Origin of the sequence: Streptomyces sp. NPDC001714, assembly GCF_042892755.1 — a bacterium.
Taxonomy (GTDB): Bacteria; Actinomycetota; Actinomycetes; order Streptomycetales; family Streptomycetaceae; genus Streptomyces.
Window position 1 is genome coordinate 207,947 of record NZ_JBIAUL010000004.1, and the last position, 13,563, is coordinate 221,509.

Annotated in this window: 13 protein-coding genes and 1 tRNA gene; 7 read left to right on the forward strand and 7 right to left on the reverse strand. The window is 71.1% G+C overall.

Annotated elements, in window-relative coordinates:
• Positions 1–79: 79 nt before the first annotated feature.
• Positions 80–649: a DedA family protein gene (locus tag ACFY0P_RS12570; protein ID WP_388910588.1), complete on the forward strand. Its 570-nt coding sequence runs from the start codon at positions 80–82 to the stop codon at positions 647–649.
• Between the two features lie 21 nt (positions 650–670).
• Here ACFY0P_RS12570 and ACFY0P_RS12575 read toward each other — a convergent pair whose 3' ends face one another.
• Positions 671–913 (reverse strand): DUF2277 domain-containing protein, encoded by a 243-nt coding sequence (locus ACFY0P_RS12575; RefSeq protein ID WP_388910591.1) that lies wholly within the window; start codon positions 911–913, stop codon positions 671–673.
• Positions 914–1,004: 91 nt separating this feature from the next.
• On the opposite strand from ACFY0P_RS12575, the gene ACFY0P_RS12580 reads away from it, so the two are divergent.
• Entirely contained in the window at positions 1,005–1,934 is a 930-nt protein-coding gene (locus tag ACFY0P_RS12580) for a ketopantoate reductase family protein (RefSeq protein WP_388910594.1), read from the forward strand.
• On the opposite strand, the gene ACFY0P_RS12585 is transcribed toward ACFY0P_RS12580, so the two are convergent.
• Positions 1,931–2,518: a hypothetical protein gene (locus ACFY0P_RS12585; protein WP_388910597.1), complete on the reverse strand. Its 588-nt coding sequence runs from the start codon at positions 2,516–2,518 to the stop codon at positions 1,931–1,933. The genes ACFY0P_RS12580 and ACFY0P_RS12585 overlap by 4 nt on opposite strands.
• A gap of 106 nt (positions 2,519–2,624) precedes the next feature.
• On the opposite strand from ACFY0P_RS12585, the gene ACFY0P_RS12590 reads away from it, so the two are divergent.
• On the forward strand, positions 2,625–4,517 hold the full coding sequence (locus tag ACFY0P_RS12590) for an SMI1/KNR4 family protein (RefSeq protein WP_388910600.1): 1,893 nt from the start codon (positions 2,625–2,627) through the stop codon (positions 4,515–4,517).
• A 17-nt stretch (positions 4,518–4,534) separates the two neighbouring features.
• Here ACFY0P_RS12590 and ACFY0P_RS12595 read toward each other — a convergent pair whose 3' ends face one another.
• Positions 4,535–5,182 (reverse strand): methyltransferase family protein, encoded by a 648-nt coding sequence (locus tag ACFY0P_RS12595; protein WP_388910603.1) that lies wholly within the window; start codon positions 5,180–5,182, stop codon positions 4,535–4,537.
• Between the two features lie 144 nt (positions 5,183–5,326).
• On the opposite strand from ACFY0P_RS12595, the gene ACFY0P_RS12600 reads away from it, so the two are divergent.
• Positions 5,327–5,614, forward strand: coding sequence for a hypothetical protein (locus ACFY0P_RS12600; RefSeq protein WP_388910607.1), 288 nt, complete (start codon positions 5,327–5,329; stop codon positions 5,612–5,614).
• 88 nt (positions 5,615–5,702) lie between these two features.
• A complete protein-coding gene (locus tag ACFY0P_RS12605) occupies positions 5,703–6,032 on the forward strand; it encodes a hypothetical protein (protein WP_388910610.1) in 330 nt (109 codons plus the stop codon).
• 47 nt (positions 6,033–6,079) lie between these two features.
• On the opposite strand, the gene ACFY0P_RS12610 is transcribed toward ACFY0P_RS12605, so the two are convergent.
• Positions 6,080–6,151, reverse strand: a tRNA-Val gene (locus ACFY0P_RS12610).
• 309 nt (positions 6,152–6,460) lie between these two features.
• On the opposite strand from ACFY0P_RS12610, the gene ACFY0P_RS12615 reads away from it, so the two are divergent.
• Both ACFY0P_RS12615 and ACFY0P_RS12620 read left to right on the forward strand, forming a co-directional pair.
• Positions 6,461–7,756 (forward strand): hypothetical protein, encoded by a 1,296-nt coding sequence (locus ACFY0P_RS12615; protein WP_388910613.1) that lies wholly within the window; start codon positions 6,461–6,463, stop codon positions 7,754–7,756.
• 106 nt (positions 7,757–7,862) lie between these two features.
• On the forward strand, positions 7,863–8,429 hold the full coding sequence (locus tag ACFY0P_RS12620) for a DUF4383 domain-containing protein (RefSeq protein ID WP_388910616.1): 567 nt from the start codon (positions 7,863–7,865) through the stop codon (positions 8,427–8,429).
• On the opposite strand, the gene ACFY0P_RS12625 is transcribed toward ACFY0P_RS12620, so the two are convergent.
• The 3 genes from ACFY0P_RS12625 to ACFY0P_RS12635 all read right to left on the reverse strand — a co-directional run bounded on the left by ACFY0P_RS12625 (position 8,417) and on the right by ACFY0P_RS12635 (position 13,188).
• The gene (locus ACFY0P_RS12625; protein WP_388910619.1) at positions 8,417–9,589 is read right to left on the reverse strand and encodes an amidase domain-containing protein; all 1,173 of its coding nucleotides are present in this window, start codon (positions 9,587–9,589) and stop codon (positions 8,417–8,419) included. The two genes, ACFY0P_RS12620 and ACFY0P_RS12625, sit on opposite strands and share 13 nt — an antisense overlap.
• Before the next feature lie 145 nt (positions 9,590–9,734).
• On the reverse strand, positions 9,735–11,033 hold the full coding sequence (locus ACFY0P_RS12630; RefSeq protein ID WP_388910622.1) for a hypothetical protein: 1,299 nt from the start codon (positions 11,031–11,033) through the stop codon (positions 9,735–9,737).
• 52 nt (positions 11,034–11,085) lie between these two features.
• On the reverse strand, positions 11,086–13,188 hold the full coding sequence (locus ACFY0P_RS12635; protein ID WP_388911454.1) for a transglycosylase domain-containing protein: 2,103 nt from the start codon (positions 13,186–13,188) through the stop codon (positions 11,086–11,088).
• Positions 13,189–13,563: the final 375 nt, after the last annotated feature.

Below are 13,563 nucleotides of genomic sequence, written 5' to 3' on the forward strand. Positions count from 1 at the left end.
GGCGCACCAGGACAATCGCGGGGGAACCGTCGTGTGGGAAAGCATGGGGTCGTTGGAGGCCGGGCCATGGATATACGCCATGGTGGCCCTCTCCGTCCTGCTTGACGTGTTCCTCCCGGTCCTGCCGAGCGGAGTACTCGTCATCACCGCGGCCACGGCAGCGGCGGCGGGCACCGGCGCGTCGGCCGGACGGGTCCCGCCGCACGCCCTGTCCGACATCCTGACGCTGACCCTCTGCGCGGCCACCGCGTCCGTCCTCGGCGACCTGTTCGCCTATCGGCTCGCCCGGCACGGCGGAGCCCGCCTGGACCGCGCGATCGCCCGCTCCCGCCGGCTGACCAACGCGCAGGAACGTCTCGGCGAGGCCCTCTCCCGGGGCGGCGGCGCGCTCGTGGTGCTGGCCCGCTTCGCCCCGGCCGGCCGCTCGATCGTCTCCCTCGGCGCCGGCGCGACCCACCGCAGCGTCCGCGACTTCCTTCCCTGGTCCGCCCTGGCAGGCCTGACCTGGGCGATCTACAGCGTCGCCCTCGGCTGGCTGGGCGCCCAGTGGCTGGGCGCGACCTGGATGGCGACGGCGGTGTCGGTGGCGGCGCTGTTCGGCGCGGGCGCCGGGGCCGGGTACCTGATGCGAAGACACCGCCCGGCGTGATCCGGGCTCCCGCCCCCCACCTCAGCCGCCACCCGCGGTCCCCCGCACAGCGGCCTGCCCCCGCACCTCCAGTCCCCCCAGCAACGCAGCGGTCGCCTCCGCCACCGCGTCCACCGCCCGCTCGAACACCTCCCGATTGTGCGCGGCCGGCGCCCGGAACCCGGACACCTTCCGTACGTACTGCAACGCGGCAGCACGGATCTCCTCCTCCGTGGCCTCCTCGGCCAGCAGGGGCGGACGCAGGGTCTTGATACTCCGGCACATGTCCCCAGTCTCCCGCAGGGCCCCTCCTTCCTGCGAGGATCTTCCAGAGGCGGCCACCGCTCCCGGGGCCGACCGACGAGAGGACGACTCCATGCCGAACAGCCCGGACACCCCCCACGCCCCCGGCCCCCACCTCACCGTCGCCGTCCTCGGCCCCGGCGGCGTCGGCGGCCTGCTCGCGGCCCTGCTCTCCCGCGCCGGCCACCGCGTCCTCTGCCTCTCGGGCGAGGAGACGGCACGCACCCTCCGTACCACCGGAATCCAGGTCCGCAGCGCGCAGTTCGGCGACTTCACGGCCCCCGTCGACGCCGACACGGCACTCCGCGAACCCGTCGACGCCTGCCTGATCACCGTCAAGGCCACCACCCTGGACGCGGCCCTCACCCGGATCCCGCCCGCGGCCCTCGGTGACGCCCTCCTCGTACCGTTCCTGAACGGCGTGGAACACCCCGCGCTCCTGCGCACCCACTACGCCCCCGACCGTGTGGCCCCGTCCGTGATCCGCGTCGAGTCGACCCGCACGGCCCCCGGCGTCATCGAACACACCAGCCCCTTCGCGGAGATCGACCTGGCCGGCGCCAAGGTCCCCCGCCCCCGCCTCGAGGCCCTGGCCGAAGCCCTGACCGCCGCCGGCCCGGCCACCCGCGTCCAGGAGGACGAAACCACCGCCCTCTGGGCGAAGATGGCGTTCCTCGCACCGTTCGCCCTCCTCACCACCTGCTACGCCCTCCCCCTCGGCGAGGCCCGCACCCGGCACCGGGAGGAACTGGCGTCCCTCGTGGCGGAGACGGCAGCCGTCAGCCGCGCCTGCGGCGCCCCCGTCGACCCGGCCCAGGCCCTGGCCCGGTACGACGCCTTCCCGCCGGCCACCAAGTCCTCGATGCAGCGCGACGCGGAGGCCGGCCGCCCCCTCGAACTCGACGCGATCGGGGGCGCGTTGCTGCGCGCGGCGGACCGGCACGGCGTACCCGTACCGGTGACGGCCCGCATCGTCAGGGAGTTGCGCGAAACCGGCCGCTAGCGGCCGTTCCGCCCGGAGGTACGTCCGGGGGTGCGGGCGGCGGCGACGAAGGCGGCCATCTTCTCGCGGCTCTTGACCCCCGGCGCGGTCTCGACGCTGCTGGAGACGTCCACGCCGTAGGGCCCGAACTCCTCGATGACACCGGCCACGTTGTGCTCGTCGAGGCCCCCGGCGATCACCACCTTCCCTGGCACCTCGCCGACCCAGCCGGGGATGTCCGCGAACACGCCGCTGCCCGCGCTGGCGTCGTAGAAGAAGTACCGGAGCGCCTCCGGCCGCTCGGGCGGGGTGCCGGAGGCGAGGGCGAGGTTCGGGATGTCGGCCGACTCGTAGATCTGGATGACGTCGAAGTGCTCGGCGACGGCGGCCGTCTCGGCATGGGTCAGGGCCACGGCGAAGACGGGGATCCGCCCCCGGGCGTGGTCGGCGAGCGCCACGGCCCTGTCGGGCGGGCAGTACCGCTTGCTCTTCGGCGTCACGACGACCCCGACGGCGTCGTACCCCAGCTCGACGGCCCAGTCGATCTGCTCCTCCCGGGTGAGCCCGCACACCTTCACGAACGCCGGCTGCCGCTGCCCGCTCATCCTGTCCTCGCTCCGTTCTCCCGCCCGGCGGGAACACGATCGTGTCCTCCAGGATCTCAGTCCGCGGGCCGGGGCGTTGTCAGTGGCGGCTGCCAGGATCACCGGCATGACGGAGACGAGCGAGGACTGGCGATCACTCCTGGTGCGGTGGAGCCGGGAGTGGGCGGACGCGCAGCACGGGGAGGCGGCGGAGCGGGACGAAGAGCCCCTGCGGACGCGCTGGCTGGGGTTCCCGCCCGCATCGGAAGAGCGGATACGCGAGCTGGAGGAGCGGCTCGGACACCGGCTGCCGCCGTCCTACCGATCGTTCCTCGCGGTGAGCGACGGCTGGCGGCACGCGGGCGGTTTCGTCTGGGTGCTCGCCGGCACCGGCCAGGCCCGGTGGCACGAGGACGCGGCTGGCCTGTCCGAGTACTTCCCCGGGGAACTGGACGACGATCCCACCCCCGAGGACGAACTCCTCGCCGGGATGTGGGGGCGGGCGCTGCAGCTGGACGTCGAGTCGGACGCCCTCTACGTCCTGCTCGACCCGGGGGACGTGGACGCGGCGGGTGAGTGGGCCGTGTACACGTGGGCGCCGTGGCACGCGGACGTACCGACGCGGTACGGGTCGTTCCGTACGTTCATGGAGGCGATGTACCGCGAGTACCACCGCCTACGGGCGGGCGACTCGGAGCAGGGCGGGCCGGTGTTCGACAACGCGACCACACGGGCCCTGGACGAGTCCGTGACGGCCGCGCGGCTGGACGCGCTGGGCGGCGGGTACGAACGAGCGGCGACGACGCTGGCGAACGCGGTCGCCTTCGGCAGGCCACGGGCCGCGGGGCTGCACGACCAGATCCGCCGGCTGCTCGGCAAGACGTACCTGGTCTCCTTCCGCGGCCTGACGACAGACCCGGTGTACACCCCGGAGATCGTGCCCGTCCTCGCGGCCGAACACGCCCGCATGCGCCGGGACGGCGGTCTGGCACCCTACGACCTGCCGGGCGCCTCCGACGCGATACGCGCGGCGGCGGACGAGATCCTGCGGCAGATACGGGAAGGCACCTACCGCTACACCGCCGAGGGCCCCTTCGGCACGGCCGTCGAGGAGGCCCGGGAACAGGCCCGCTGGGGCGACACGGACGCGGCCTGGCACACCCTGCGCGCCGCCCTCCCCGGCTGGCGGCCGCTCAGCCCCGAGCACCTCGCCCCGGTGGGCCTGTGCGCCGACCCGCTCCTCGGCCCCCTGATCACGCCGGACCGCGGCCGGGAACTCCTCGCCACGCCCCGGGCCGGGCAGCCCGGCGACACCCCGCCGCCCACCGCCGACCTGGACCCCCCGGGCCTGGCCTGGCTGGCCGACGAACCCCCTGGCACCCTCCTGACCTCGTACCGCTTCCTCCTCGTGGAAGGCGTGGCACCGCCCCGGCTGCCGTCCCTCATCACCGCCCCCGACGACGAACCCACCCTCAACCCTCCGGCGACACCGTGGGACGCCCGGATGCGTTTCCGCGCCGCCGAAGGCGCCCCGCCGTGGGCGGACACCGCACTGACCGCCGTCGGCCGGGCGGGCCCCCGCTGGAGCTTCGCGTTCGAAGCACGGCCGGGCGGGAACTTCGACGAACGACGCTTCGTCTCCCCGGGCCTGGCCGCCTCCCGGGGCACCCGCACGGTCACGGTGTGGAGCGATGCGCCCCGCGACCACCGCCCCGGCTTCTTCCACCTCTCCGTCGCCGAGAACGGCGAGGAGCGGTACGGCGTCACCGCCCGCGGCACCACGACCGAACTCCGGGGGCCCGTCCCGGAGCCCCTCCGCCTCCCGCCGGACGGCCCCGACGGGCACCGGCAGCACGAGCGCCGCGTCCTGGCCGCCCTCGCAACCGAATTCGGCGTCCGCCTCCCCCGGTTCGCCCTCACCCAGGGCCGCCTGCACACCCTCCGCACCCGCCCCTGGAACCGCGCCCCGGGCCCGGGCGAGCCATACCTGACCGTCCGCTTCGTGCACCACCGGCCGTAGCGGAGCCTCCCTGCCCCCTACCCGGGGCTGCCGCTCGCCTCACCCCGGCCGGGACGGACCCGTGCCGGCCGGGTCCACGGTATGAGGGCCGGGACGCCGGCTCGGTAGGCGTCGTAGGCGGCCCCGAACCGGCCGGCCATGAGCGCGTCCTCCGTCCGCACGCGGCTCAGCAGCCACGGGACGGCGACCGCCAGGACGGCTGTCCAGACGCCGAAGCCGCAGGCCAGCATGGCGCCGACGACCAGCCCGAGCAAGCCGGTGTATATGGGATGGCGAACCAGCCGGTAGGGCCCGCCGGTACGCAGTTCGTGGTGGTCCTGGACCGTCGGGACACCGGCCCACATCGTGCCCAGGACCCAGCGGGCCCACAGCAGCAGAGCGGTGGCGGCGACGGCGAGCAGGGCGCCCAGGAGCGCCAGTTCGGGCTGCCAGTACTGCAGACGGTGCCAGAACCCGCCGGTGCGCCCGACCAGCCAGGAGAACAGCCAGGCACCGGCGACCAGCAGAACCCGGCGGAGCAGCGTACGGCGCAGCCCACGCACCCAACCGCGGACACCGGCCTGGCTCTTCATGCCGAAGTAGACGGCACCCGTGATCCAGGCCACGACGAAGACCAGGACACAGACGCCGGTGAGGGCGACGAGTGCCGAGTGCAGTGATCCCATGCCTCAAGGCTCCTCCGGCACCCGGCCAATCACCACCACCCACGGGTCGATGGAGAGGGCCTCCACCCACCGGTCGAGTCCCGGTCCGGTATCGGTATGAGGGCGGGACCGGCGGAGTCTGCGGCTCCGGGAGACGCTGCCTCGGTGGACGGCGGAATCAGACGGTACGCGAAGTGGGCCGGGGACCTGGTCGCGGCGGTGGCCATGGTGGTGTTCGAGGCGGTCGCGCTGTTCGGAGCCATGGCCATGCTGACGCTCGGCACGTCCGGGGCGGCGTGGGTCCCACTGGCGGGCCTGGGGGGCCCCGCCCTGTGCGCGGGGATCGTCGCGGCGGCGGCGTGGAGCGCACGGATGTGGGTCACGGCGGTGGTACAGGGGGTGGTCACCGGGAGTTGCCTGGTGGCGGTGATCGACCTCTGGGGCGGCGCGTGACGACACGATCCGCCGGCACCGCGCATCGAACACATGAACCCCACGAACAAACTCGCCACCTAAAATCGAACAGGCGTACCATTGCCCCGTGGCTGCGACCTATGACTTTCCGAGTGACCTCCTCGCCGGTCAGGAGGAGCTGCATCAGGTCCGGGCCGAGCTGTCGGCCCTGCTGAAGCGGCTCCCCTGGTCGGTCGAGCCGCTGGACGGATTCAGTGACGTGGGCGGCTGGCGCAAGGTGGAGCGCCCCGCCTCCCCGGGCTGGACCGAGGACGAACAGGCCGAGGTGGAGAAGCTTCGCCGCCGCGAGCACGAACTCGCGGTGTTCGTCAGCGGCCACCGCTTCTGGGCGGAGGTCACGGCACCGGACCGCATGGACGCCCGAAGCCGGCTCAAGCACGCGCACAAGGAGGGCTGAGAACAGCAGAGGGCCCCGGCCGATTCGGCCGGGGCCCTCTGCTGACGTGGGCGCGGACGGTTTCGAACCGCCGACATCCTGCTTGTAAGGCAGGCGCTCTACCCCTGAGCTACGCACCCGAGACGAGTCGACAGCCTACATTGCCCGGAGCGCTGTCCCGCAAACCCGTATCCGGACCGACCCCGCCCATCCCCGCCGCCCCGTCGTCCGGAGTGTCGTCGAATGATCGGCTCGACCGCGAACTGACCGGCCCGTGTGTTCGTCTTTCACGAGTGGGAGAATTGCAGCGACCGCCAGCAGACAGGGCGCACCGTGGCACGGGAGAGGGAGAAGTGACGGGGACATCGGCGACTTCGGCGGTATCCGAGCAGTCGTACCCGCCTCCCGTACGGGCCCGGCGCACGCCGCTTCGGGATGTCCTCGGTCTGATGAGCCTGCCGTTGCTGGCGGTGCTGGTGGTGCCCGGGGCGTTCGCAGGTGGCGGGACCCGGCGGTGGTTCGGGGGGCGGGCGGAGAGTCAGCGGGCGGAGGCGCAGGCGGCCAAGGACGCCGCGGCGACCGCGTTCTACGAGCTGGACACCGCCCAGCGGGACCTGCGGATCTCGATAGAGACCATCTCGGCCGTCGACGACACGCCGGCGGCCCGTCGTGCCGTCTCCGACTTCGAGGCGCTGGGCCGGCGGATCGACGAGGTGAGCAACCGGTACATCCAGGCGATCGACGCCTATGACCTGGATCGGGACGACCTCGAGGCCGCCACGGCCGCGCGGGCGCGGGGGGAGATCTCCGGGGCCAAGGACGAGCTGGTCCGGGTCAAGGAGGAGCTGGACCGGTTCGGGGAGTCGCTCGGGCCGTTGCTCGGCAAGGCCGAGACGCAGCTGGCGCGGCTCGCGCCCGCCGTGGAGCGGGCCCGGCAGGCGCTGCTGGCGGCCAGCAACGCGCTCGACGCCGTGCGGAAGACCCCGTTGAGGGCGGATGAGCTGGCGGCCCGGCTGGCGGCGTTGTCTCCCGAGCTGACCAGGCTCAACCAGGGTGCGGGGCAGCATGGCGTGCAGGCGACGCTGGAGCGGGCCGGGCGGGTGCAGCGGGAGGCCGAGGCGATCCGGGTCGAGGCCGAGCGGCTGCCGGAGCAGGCCGCGGAGATCGATCACCGGCTGGTGAGTCTGCGGACGCGTGCGCAGGCGCTGACCACCCGGGCCGGGCAGGTGGACCCGGTCCTCAGTGAGCTGCGGCGGCGGTTCTCGGCCGCCTGCTGGCAGGATCTGCAGCAGGTGCCGCAGCAGGCGGCGGAGAACGTGCGGCAGGCCGAGGTGAAGCTGCGGGAGGCGCAGGCGGCGCGGGACGCGCAGAAGTGGGCGGACGCCACGTCGCTGCTGTCGACGGTGCGGGCGCTGCTCAACACCACGGACGAGGCTGTTTCCGCCGCCGGTGACCGGTTGAGCCGGCTCAATGCCGTGCAGAAGGATCCGCAGGCGGAGATCGAGCGGACCCGGTTCGCGATCCGGGACGCGCAGCGGCTGGCGATGGCCGGGCGGAGCAGCCCGGATCCGCGGCACGCGCGGCCGCTGGACGACGCGGTGGCGCGGCTGGACCGGGCGGTCGGGACCCTGGAGGGGCGGCATCCCGACTACTGGCACTTCCTGACGGAGACGGAGGCGGTGCGGCAGTCGGTGGCGCGGACGGTCGCGCAGATCCGGGAGGACCGGGGCACCGGTCACCCGTGAGCCGTTTGCCGTCTCGTCGGCGCGGGCGGATACGTGAGCCGTTTGCCGTCCTGTCGGCGCGGGCGGATATTGGGAGGCGACCCGCAATCCAGATGGGGAGGCGGAGATGGCCTCACACTCGGCACATTCGGCACGTTCAGGGATGTCGCGGCCGCGGATCGTTTTCGACGAGGCGCTGCCCGTCGATCACCGCCTGAACCGGGTCTACCGGATCGGAGCGGGTCTGATGGGCCTGTTTCTGGTGGCCTTCGGGATCCTCGGGCTGACCGACAACATCGGCTTCTTCGACACGGGCGGCAACACCGCGATCGGCCTGAACACCAACGGCGCGCTGAGCGTGCTGTCGATCTGTGTCGGGCTGCTGCTGTTCGTCGGGATGGTGATCGGCGGAAACTTCGCGTCCACGCTGAACATGGTCCTGGGGGTGCTGTTCATCCTGAACGGCTTCCTGTTCCTGGGCCTGCTGGACACGGATTCGGACTTCCTGGCCTTCAAGATCCAGAACGTGCTGTTCAGTTTCGTGGTGGGTCTGGTGCTGATGGTGTTCGGGATGTACGGCAGGGTCAGTACGAACCTGCCGCACGACAACCCGTACTGGCGGGCCCGCCACCCCGAGGCGGAGCAGCGGGCCCTCACGGCTGCCGATGACGGTGCCGAGGATCAGGTGCGGTAGGCGTAGTAGTACGCGTTCGGGTACGACGCGACGAGGCTCGCCAGCGACCTGCGGTAGGTGTTGTTGGAGTGGTAGGTCACGTACGGGATGCCGTTGGCCACGTACGTGACGATCATCGTGTGGTCCTTCGAGCCGTCGCGGTCGAAGTCCATCTGGATGACGTCGCCGACCTGCGCCTGGAAGACGTTGGCGAGCGGGGTGGTCCGCTTGGAGTTCTGGGCGAACCAGGACCACTCGTTGACGCCGACGAACGAGTCGGACTGGATGTCGGCGGTGCCGAACCACTTCGTGTAGTCGTACACGTAGCCCGGGACGTGCTTCCAGCCGCCGGCCTTGAGGGACTGGCTGACGAAGTTGGTGCAGTCGCCGCCGTCCGCGTGCCCGTTGAAGTTCGGGTAGGCCGTGTTGTAGTTGCTCCAGTACGTCTCGGCGTACGTGGCCATCGCCTTGTAGTCGTACGTGCCGCCGGTGAGGGTCTTCGGCACGGGCGTCGGGTTGCGGGTGGTGGCCGCGCGCGGGGCGTCCGGTGTGGTGTTGCCGTCGTCGCCGGTGGCGGGCGCCTTGACCGAGGGCTTGGACAGCGTGTTGACGGCGAGGCCGCCGTCGTCGGTGTCCTGGATGTTCGTCAGCTGCCAGGTGCCCTGCCGGTCGGCCTTGAAGGTCAGCTCGTGGTGGGCCTGGAAGCCGGTGGTCTTCGGCGTCCCGCCGGCGGCCTTGGCGTAGGTCAGCGTCGTGGTCTCGGTGACGTCGGCCTTGGCGGTGCGGCCGGTCACGCGGGTCGCGTCGAGTGTGACCTGGGTGCTGCCGGCGCTGTACGTCTCGCCGGCCTTGGCGATGCTGCTCTGGCGGCCGCGCAGCTGGCTCAGCGCCGCGTTCTCGTCGCGCGACTGGGTGCTGGAGAGCCGGACGTCGCCGGAGAAGCGGGACGTCTGCTTCTTCTGCGAGGCACCCTGCACGAGGGCCTGGGTGCGGTCGGTGAAGACCGCGTCGGCCAGCTTCTGGAAGGTCGCCTTGGTCGCGGCGTCCACGGTCGGGTCGTCGACGACGGCCGCGCCCGCGCTCCAGTTGGGCACGAGGGCGACGCCGGCGACGACCGAGGCGGCCGCCGCCGTGACTATGGCCGCACGGCTGCGCTTACGGCTCAGTTTTCTGGATTTCAATGATGTTCCCCTCTACGCCGGTACACCTCTACCGGGCGACGGCATCTTCGCACGGCGTGTGTGACTCCTGTGAAGGGGGTTGCACGATTGGAATGCGCTTGCTGTCGCGCCGAGTTGGACCGGCCGGCAGGAGCCGGTACGACGCTCACTTCACGATGCTCGACCAGTCCGCCGGGGCCTGGGCGGGGTCCAGGGTGCGCAACCGGGCGAGGGTGGCCGGATCCTGGGCGTCCATCCAGTCGGCGAGTTCCTTGAAGGAGACGCACTTGACGCCCTTCTTGGTGCATATCTTCGGGATGATCTGGTCGATGGCCTTCATGTAGATGCCGCCGTTCCAGTTCTCGAAGTGGTTGCCTATGAAGAGCGGGGCGCGGCTGCCGTAGTAGACGCGGTTGAAGCCGTCCATGTAGGAGTCGGCGGTCTGCTGTTCCCATTCGGTGTACTTGGCGGGGTCGCCGTTGGTCTCGCCGTTGGACTGGTTGTAGAGGAAGTTGAAGTCCATCGACAGGCCCTGGTAGTCACCGCCCGGGTAGGGGAGCATCTCCAGCGGGAAGTTCCAGAGGCCGTCCTTCTTGGAGGGCCAGATCTGGAAGTCGCCGGGGGAGCTGGCGTCGTACTTCCAGTTGTAGCCGTACTTCTGCAGGGCCTTCAGCAGGTTCGGCTGGCCCTCCAGGCAGGGGGCGCGGCCGCCGACGACCTCCTGCTTGAAGTCGAAGGGCAGGGCGGGGATGTCCTTGAAGCCGGTGTTGGTCTTCCAGTTCTCCACGAACTCGTAGAACTGGTCGATCTCGCTCTTCCACTGCTCGACGCTCCAGTCACCGCCGCCCTTCTTCTCGCAGAAGTGGCCGTTGAAGTGGGTGCCGATCTCGTTGCCGTCGTCGTAGGCCTCGCGCAGCTGTTCCAGGGTGGTGCGGATGTGCTCGTCGGTGGCGTAGTCGATGGCTGCGTCGCCGGGCTTGTGCATCGGCCCGGTGTAGAGGGTCTTCTTGCTCTTGGGCAGCAGGTAGATGCCGGTGAGGAAGAAGGTCATGTGGGCGTTGTACTCCTTGGCCATCTCCCGGTAGTGCGAGAAGAGATGGTCGGAGCCCTCCAGCGCGCCGTCCCAGGAGAAGACGACGAACTGGGGCGGCTTCTCCCCCGGCTTGAGCTTCTCGGGCTTCAGCTGGTCCTTCTGCGGCCCGGTGTACGAGGTCGAGCCGTCGCCGAGGATCTTGGTCTTGCCGTCCCACTTCGGCGAGGCCGACGCCGACGGGGAGGCCTTCGTGGTCCCGGCGGCAGTGGGCGCGGTGTCGTCCTGTCTGGTGAGCACCAGGTAGCCCGCGACGAGCGAGGCCACGACCAGGAAGGCGGCCAGGGTCATGACCTCCGGGCGGGCTGGGCGGCGGTCGCGGGCGGGCGCCTTGCGGCGGTGGCCGCCGGTTGTCGGCTTCGTGCGGGGCTTCATGCTCGGCTCATTCTGCGGGTGGATGGCGTGGGGAGCGTCGGGGCCTCGGGGGTCAGTCGAGGCCCATGGCCTGTTCCCAGACCGTGTACGGGACGTTGTCGGTGCCGGATCCGGCGATTCCCTGGAGCGGGAGCGGCTCCAGGGACTTGTTCAGGTCGATGCGGTATACGACGACCGACGTCGTCACGTTCGAGAGCGTGCCGGAATACCAGGCGGCGGTGTCCTTGCCGCTGGCGTGGGTGCTGCCGGCCTTTCCGGCCGCCGCGTGGGTGAGTGCGGTGGTCGGGTGGGCCAGACGGAACGATTCGGTGAGCGCCTGTTCGACGTCCTCGGCCACGTCGTCGCGGACCGCGCGGGTCGGCTGGGGAGTGTCCAGGGCGACCCGGCGGCCGTTGCGGGTGATCTTGGAGACGGAGTACGGCTCGGTGTGGTTGCCGCCGGCCGCGAAGGTGGCGTATCCGCTCGCCATCCGGATGGCGCTGGGTGTGGAGCTGCCGATGGACAGCGCCGGCACCTGGGGTCCCATGCTCTCGGAGAGCAGTCCGGAGGCCACCGCGGTGGCGCGCACCTTCTCGAGGCCGGTGTCCATGCCGAGTTGCATGAACGGGGTGTTCACGGACCGGGCGAGGGCGTTGTCCAGGCTGATCTGCCCGTAGGACTTGTCGTCGTCGTTCCTCGCGTAGACCTTCTTGCCGCTGCGGTCCCAGTACGGTCCGTCGGGTGTGGTGACCGGGACCTTGTCGTCGCCGTCGTAGAGCGTCCCGGGCAGGACGTCGGTGGCGGCCTCGCCGCGTTCCTTGTGGACGCCGTTCTGCAGCCCGGCCGCGTAGACGAAGGGCAGGAAGGAGGTGCCGGCCGGGACGGTGGTGGCATTGGACTCGTTGTAGCCCTGCGTGCGGTGGTCGGGTCCGCCGTACACGGCGACGATCCGCCCGTCGGTCGCGACCGAGGCGGCGCCGTAGTGGGCGGCCGCGGCGTTCTTGGGGTCGCTCTCCTTGGCGTCCTTGCGGGCCTTGGTCACGGCGTCGGTGAGCGTGCCCTCCTTCTTGCGGTCGAAGGTCGTGTAGATCTGGTATCCGCCGAGGTCGAACTGCTTGTCCGAGATGTGGGCGGACTTCTTGGCGTACTGCTGGGCCAGCTCCACCAGGTAGTCGCTCTGGTTGCCGGTGTCGTAGACCTTGCTGGTCGCGATCGGCTCGGGGAACTTCTGGTACTTGGCCCGCTCGGTCGGCGACAGCTTGCCGATCTTGACCATCCGGTCCAGGATCCAGGACCAGCGCTCCACCGCGCGCTTGTGGTTGGCCTTGCCGAGCGTCGGGTCGTAGAGCCCGGCCCCCTTGAGCAGCGAGGCGAGCACGGCCGCCTGGCTGACGTTCAGCTGGCTGACGTCCTTGCCGTAATAGGCCTGTGAGGCGCGCTGGATGCCGTAGGTGCCCCGGCCGAACCAGCTGGTGTTGAGGTAGCCCTCCAGGATCTGGTCCTTGCTCATCTTGTTGTCGAGCTTGAGGGAGATCATCGCCTCGGTGAATTTGCGGCTTATGGTCTGATTCTGCGTCAGATAAACGTTTTTCACGTATTGCTGGGTGATGGTGGAACCGCCCTCGGTGTCCCCCTCACCGACCGTGCGATACAGGGCCCGGGCTATGCCTTTGACCGAGATACCGGGGTCGGTGTAAAAGCTCTCGTTCTCCGCCGCGAGCACCGCCCAGCGCACGTCCACGGGTATGTCCTTGAGCGGCATGTCCTGCCGCTGCACCCAGCCGGTCCTGGCCATCGGCGTCCCGTCGGACCAGAAGTAGACGTTGTCCTGCTGGGTGGCGTACGTGTTGAGGTTGGAGGGTATGTCCGTCGCGGCGTAGGCGACCACGAGGAACAGTCCGGTCAGCCCGATGCCCCCCAGCCAGGCCCCCAGCCACTGCCGCCAGGACGGCACCCAGCGCCGCCAGCCGGTCCGGCCGGGCCGCGGGTACAGCGGCCGCAGCTTCCGCGCGTACGGCGCCAGTGGCGCGAGTCGGGGCCCCACGAGAGCCCGGAACCTCGCCACTGCCTCCAGTACGCGTTCCCGCGGCGACGGGCGGGCGCTGCGGCGCCGCTCGGCACGGCCGCCGGCGGCCGTCGGTTCCGGCTGCCGCTGCTCGGGCACCCGGATCTGCATCGTGACGTCCGCCCGCAGGGCGTCCACCTTCAGATGCAGGGTCTCGTCGTGCACCGGCGCATCCGGCTTCTTCCGCCGCGCCCCCTCACGAGGCGCCGGGGCGTCACCCTCACCGCGGCGCGCGCCCGCGTCCTCCCCCGCCTTCGCGGCCGCGGCGTCCTCGGCCCGCAGGGCGTGCAGCTCGTTCCACAGGGCCTCCGCCTTCCGCCGTGCGGCCTCCTGCGCACGCTGGGCGTCCTCGCCCTTCTGCCACAGAGCATGCTCCGCACGCAGGCCGTCGACCTGCAGATGCAGGGTCGCGTCCGGCTGGAACGGCTTTCGATCCCGAGATCCGGCCCGGTCATGGCCGTCCTCCGGGTCGCCCGTCCGCTCCGT

Bases quoted from the DNA above. Each gene is read 5' to 3' on its own strand.
- ACFY0P_RS12570 (WP_388910588.1), top strand. From the start codon at position 80: ATGGTGGCCCTCTCCGTCCTGCTTGACGTGTTCCTCCCGGTCCTGCCG.
- ACFY0P_RS12575 (WP_388910591.1), bottom strand. From the start codon at position 913: ATGTGCCGGAGTATCAAGACCCTGCGTCCGCCCCTGCTGGCCGAGGAG.
- ACFY0P_RS12580 (WP_388910594.1), top strand. From the start codon at position 1,005: ATGCCGAACAGCCCGGACACCCCCCACGCCCCCGGCCCCCACCTCACC.
- ACFY0P_RS12585 (WP_388910597.1), bottom strand. From the start codon at position 2,518: ATGAGCGGGCAGCGGCAGCCGGCGTTCGTGAAGGTGTGCGGGCTCACC.
- ACFY0P_RS12590 (WP_388910600.1), top strand. From the start codon at position 2,625: ATGACGGAGACGAGCGAGGACTGGCGATCACTCCTGGTGCGGTGGAGC.
- ACFY0P_RS12595 (WP_388910603.1), bottom strand. From the start codon at position 5,182: ATGGGATCACTGCACTCGGCACTCGTCGCCCTCACCGGCGTCTGTGTC.
- ACFY0P_RS12615 (WP_388910613.1), top strand. From the start codon at position 6,461: ATGAGCCTGCCGTTGCTGGCGGTGCTGGTGGTGCCCGGGGCGTTCGCA.
- ACFY0P_RS12620 (WP_388910616.1), top strand. From the start codon at position 7,863: ATGGCCTCACACTCGGCACATTCGGCACGTTCAGGGATGTCGCGGCCG.
- ACFY0P_RS12630 (WP_388910622.1), bottom strand. From the start codon at position 11,033: ATGAAGCCCCGCACGAAGCCGACAACCGGCGGCCACCGCCGCAAGGCG.
- ACFY0P_RS12635 (WP_388911454.1), bottom strand. From the start codon at position 13,188: ATGCAGATCCGGGTGCCCGAGCAGCGGCAGCCGGAACCGACGGCCGCC.